At 64.8% G+C, this 4,501-nt stretch carries 6 protein-coding genes and 1 pseudogene; 3 read left to right on the top strand and 4 right to left on the bottom strand.

Features of this window, described 5'->3' with window-relative positions; genetic code table 11:
- A partial coding sequence (locus QSK05_RS35950) for a Na+/H+ antiporter NhaA (protein ID WP_285601897.1) occupies window positions 1–948 on the top strand: 948 nt, incomplete at its 5' end.
- Between the two features lie 851 nt (window positions 949–1,799).
- Here QSK05_RS35950 and QSK05_RS36735 read toward each other — a convergent pair.
- The 4 genes and pseudogenes from QSK05_RS36735 to QSK05_RS35940 all read right to left on the bottom strand — a co-directional run bounded on the left by QSK05_RS36735 (window position 1,800) and on the right by QSK05_RS35940 (window position 3,290).
- Window positions 1,800–2,093, bottom strand: coding sequence for an integrase core domain-containing protein (locus QSK05_RS36735; RefSeq protein WP_502879886.1), 294 nt, complete (start codon window positions 2,091–2,093; stop codon window positions 1,800–1,802).
- Window positions 2,094–2,186: 93 nt separating this feature from the next.
- Window positions 2,187–2,330: pseudogene (locus QSK05_RS36730) on the bottom strand (IS3 family transposase); the annotation flags it as partial.
- 401 nt (window positions 2,331–2,731) lie between these two features.
- Window positions 2,732–2,890 (bottom strand): hypothetical protein, encoded by a 159-nt coding sequence (locus QSK05_RS36725; protein WP_502879885.1) that lies wholly within the window; start codon window positions 2,888–2,890, stop codon window positions 2,732–2,734.
- A 4-nt stretch (window positions 2,891–2,894) separates the two neighbouring features.
- Entirely contained in the window at window positions 2,895–3,290 is a 396-nt protein-coding gene (locus tag QSK05_RS35940) for a hypothetical protein (protein WP_285601896.1), read from the bottom strand.
- A gap of 290 nt (window positions 3,291–3,580) precedes the next feature.
- Between QSK05_RS35940 and QSK05_RS35935 the strand changes: the two genes are divergently transcribed.
- Both QSK05_RS35935 and QSK05_RS35930 read left to right on the top strand, forming a co-directional pair.
- Window positions 3,581–4,162, top strand: coding sequence for a dihydrofolate reductase family protein (locus QSK05_RS35935; RefSeq protein ID WP_285601895.1), 582 nt, complete (start codon window positions 3,581–3,583; stop codon window positions 4,160–4,162).
- A gap of 155 nt (window positions 4,163–4,317) precedes the next feature.
- Window positions 4,318–4,501, top strand: a 184-nt coding sequence (locus tag QSK05_RS35930) for a hypothetical protein (protein ID WP_285601894.1), incomplete at its 3' end; no start/stop codon positions are given.

Below are 4,501 nucleotides of genomic sequence, written 5' to 3'. Positions count from 1 at the left end.
ATGGAACCATCCTGGGCCACCGGCCCAGACACATCGACACTCAACGCAGGACTTCCGGATCTCGCCCCGTCAAGGGAAAGGGTTGTTCTGAGCCGCTGGCCTCAACTCACCCTGACAGACGGGGATCTACCCTCCGCATTGCGCACGTTCTTGCTCACTCTGGCGGTAGTGGACGACCTACTGGCCATCATCGTGATCGCCATTTTCTATACCAGCGACCTGGCCTTCCTACCGCTGCTGGGAGCCTTGGTCACCATCACTGTGTTCGGCGTTCTGGTGCAGAACCGCATCCGTAGCGGTTGGCTACTGATCCCGCTGGCTGTGCTGGCCTGGGCCCTGATGCACGCCTCCGGTATCCACGCCACCGTCGCTGGGGTCCTGCTCGGCTTCACCGTCCCGGTCCTCCGCTCAGCTGCCGCCGGCGGGCCGGACGCAGGTCCCGGCATGGCCGAGCACTTCGAACACCTGTGGCGCCCGCTGTCAGCAGGCTTCGCGGTCCCCGTCTTCGCCTTTTTCTCCGCTGGGGTCACCGTCGGCGGCCTCAGCGGACTGGCCACCTCTCTGCAGGACCGGGTGGCCCTGGGCATCATCGTGGGGCTCGTGGCAGGCAAGGTGATCGGGATCCTCGGCGCAACCGCGGCCGTCTCCCGCTTCACCCGCGCTCAACTGGATGAATCGCTGTCGTGGTGGGATGTCCTGGGTGTCTGCCTGCTGGGTGGCATCGGCTTCACCGTCTCCCTGCTCATCGGTGAACTCGCGTTCGGCGCCGGAACCGAACGCGACGAGCACGTCAAGGTCGGGGTTCTGGCCGGCTCGCTGCTGTCCGCGATCCTGGCCGCCGCGGTCCTGCGCATGCGCGAGCGCACCTACCGCCGCCTGCACCAGCAGGAATCCGTGGATGCCGACGTCGACGGCGTCCCCGACGTCTACCAGGACAAGCCGATCTGAGATGACAGAGTCCGAACGACGCCGGCACGGTCACGGTTGAGCCCGGCCGCCCACGGCGCTTACCCCGGATCCTGGACACGCTGAATCCAGCATGATGCTGGAGGAAGCGAGATGATCCTTTCGTAGTATGTAAGTCGTATGCGCAGCGTTCCGTCAACAAGCGGTGGACCTGCACCGGTCCACGCCCGGCGCGACGGTCCAGGGCATTGCCGCTGATCTGGGGGTCGACCGGGAAGCCTTGAGTACGTGGGTCAAGGATTGCACTCCGACCACGGGCCTGGTCGCGCCGGTGGTCCGGATGAGGCGCTGGCGGTCGGACCGGCCGGTGCCGGACGGGGGCCGGGGCAGGGTCGTCCGGCGGGGTCGGCGGCGCAGAACGCGGCGTCCACCCGCCGGCAGGTGCAACACGATGTCGAAGTCGAAAAGCTTTCTACGGAGAGGGATATGCTCCGTCAAACGTCAAATATTTCAAGGTCGAGACGACCTGGTGAGCCGTTGGGCAGTTCAATGATGACCATCGAGACACCTTCACGGTGAAGCGACTGTTCCAGGTCCTGGAACGCCACCCTCAGACGCGAACCCTCCAAGGCGCAACGTTCTGGATTGACAAGCCAGCTCAACCAGGACATGTTCCGGTTCTGCACCCGATAGAACACACGCCGAAGGCACTCCTACTGCAGGAAAGCCCCGCCCAACCAATACGAGAAAACCCTGAACGCTGCCACCTTCATCCTGGCAGCTTGAAACACCCACCCGCGTGTCCAAATTCCGGGGCGAAAGCCCTCCCACTGGCTTGGCCACCCCCGACATCTAAAACCGGGTCATTGAACCGCCCCGGAGTGTCCGGAAGCTCATACGGTTGACGGCAGCAGCGTAGCCAAGGCTGGGTGTGTGCCGTAGTGGATCTGTTCAAGTTCGGCTGGCGTGAGGTCGCTGCAGGCGCTGTGCAGGCGCCGGTGGTTGTGCCAATCGACCCATTCCAGGGTGGCCAGTTCGACGTCGTCCAGGCCTTTCCAGGGTCCTTGTGGATGGATGAGTTCGGTCTTGTAGAGGCCGATCTCGCTCTCGGCCAGGGCGTTGTCGTAGGCATCCCCGACCGTCCCGACCGAGGGCAGGATGTCGGCCTCGCTCAGACGTTCGGTCATGGCCAGCGCGAGGTATTGAGAGCCTGCGTCCGTTCCACCAGATCGGCCGGCCTCGGCACCGACGGATCGCTGATGGTGGTGCGCGGCTTTGCCGCCTCGCCGGGCGCCCTCAATGCCCATGAACCGCATGAGCCGTTCGACAGTGCACCGGGCGACCGGGGTGCCTTCGCGGTTGAGTTGCAGCCAGATTTTCTTGGCTCCGTAGACCCGGTAGTTCTTTGTCCAGACGCGGTGAATCTCGTTGCACATCAGAGCATCACGCCATTCAGATTCGGACAGCTAGCCGTCCATGACGCGGGCGCGGTGCTCGTAATAGGTGCTCGGGGCGATCGGTGTTCCGTACTCGGCCAGCACGGCGCAGATCGGTTCGACTCCCCAGTTCAGCTCCAGCACGGCATCGGCCGAGCCGCCCTCGACGAGGGCGACCCGGCCGACGTGCTCGGCGATGAACCTGACTAGTACTTGCGTGGCCGGTCGAACTCGGCCGCGAAGAAACCCGCTGCAGCCTTGAGGATTTCGTTGGCCCGCTTCAGTTCAGCATTCTCCCGACGCAGGCGCTTCAACTCAGGCGACTCATCGACCGAAACCCTCGCCTTGCGGGTCTTCGAGTTCGCCTGGGCAGCCTCAGCCTCGCGGACTCACTTGCGCAGGGTCTCGCCAGAGCCGATCCCGAGCTTGCCAGCAATCGAGTTGATCGCGGCCCACTGCGACGAATACTCCTCGGACGACTCCTGCACCATGCGCACCGCACGTTCGCGAAGCTCGTCCGGATACTGCTTCTTGCGACGTTCCCTCATGGACTCATCCTCTCAAGAGAAGAGCCCTCCGGACATCCCGGGGCGGTTCAAGCCCATGGGTGAGACCCACCGGCCGGTCGATCTCACACAGCGCCAGCGTGCCCGGGCCGATCTCCCCGGACGAAGAACCCTGCTCCACCCAGGCCGCCCCGGCGATCGGCATGAGCAGCTCGAACGTGCCGCGGGGGGAGCTGCGGATGTCGCGGCGGCCCCGGGTGAACTCTTCACTTACACCGCCGCACAGGGCAATGCCGTACCGGCTGGACCGTTGCCACTCCAGGCGTCCGGCCCAGGGCGCACCCTCGTCCACCGTCATCCGGCCGGATCCGTGCAGCTCGAGGAACGCGTCGCGGTATTGACTCCCGGTGCCGATCGAACCGGCGCCGTTCCCGTCATACATGCTGCCGTTCCCGACCCTTTCGTCCTGTCCGGAGGGGGTGAGCTCGAAGCTGAGCCAGTGCCAAGCTATATCGCCTGCACCGGCCGCACCAAGAAACCAGCTGACCTCGACGTTCGGTATCGAAATGTCACTGCTGTACGAGGATGGTCTACGTAGGCCTTCAGCCGCGAACGCCACCCGTCCCCGCCCGCCATCACAAGGCCCGCCGCCACGCAACCCATGGCGGATTGAGCCGCGCGCCAGCTCACCACCCGCTAACTTGAGGAATCCCCAACGCAGAGGAGCGCTCCGTGGGCAAGGTGGTTATGTACGGCTCGGTGTCGGTGGACGGTTTCATCGCGGACGAGAAAGACCAGCCCGGAACCTTGTTCGACTGGCTGATGGGCGGTGACGTGCCGCTGGACGAGAGCGGCGTGCTGAAGGTGTCGCAGTCGTCCTACGACTACATCCGGCCGTACTGGGACCAGATCGGAGTCACGATCGCCGGCCGCCACGTCTTCGACCTGACCGACGGCTGGGACGGTAAACCCCCGAGCGGCATCGACCACGTGGTTGTCGTGACACACCGGCCGGCCCCGGAGGACTGGAACCCTGAAGCACCGTTCCACTTCGTCGACAACGTCGAAGCAGCCGTGACCCAAGCACAGGAGCTGGCGGGTGACCGTCTGGTCGAGGTCGCCGCCGGCAACGTCGGTGGCCAGGTGCTGGCCGCCGGCCTGGTCGACGAGGTTCGCATGGACGTCGCACCTGTCGTGTTCGGCTCTGGCAAGCGTTACTTCGGGTCGGTCGATGCACAGCACCGGTTGGAGGATCCTGACGTGGTGATCCAGGGCAACCGGGTGATGCACCTGCGCTACCAGGTGCGCCGCTGACCGATCGAGATCGGGAAGGGCGTGAAGCCGTCCACGATCGCTGACCAGCCAGGAATCATTGCCCCGTTCCTCGTCTCTCCCCCCTCTTCGTTCGTGCTCATGCACAGTGTCCCCGGGGACACTGTGCATGAGCACGACCAAGGGGTGGGGGGCTTGTGGACGACCTGCTGGCGGACGATGCACGCCTCGCCTTGGGTGCGGGGTCACCCGATCCGGTCCGCAAACGCAGTAATGGCGGCCCGCGCCGCCCGATCGAAGTTTCTTCGTCGGGCGGGGGCCGCCATTACTGTCTTCAATTTTTGTCCGGCGATGTCCTACTCTCCCACACCGTAACCAGTG

Origin of the sequence: Kineosporia sp. NBRC 101731, from assembly GCF_030269305.1 — a bacterium.
Classification (GTDB): Bacteria; Actinomycetota; Actinomycetes; order Actinomycetales; family Kineosporiaceae; genus Kineosporia.
The sequence above is the reverse complement of the archived record's forward strand: the minus strand, read 5'-3'. Positions and strand labels throughout refer to the sequence as shown.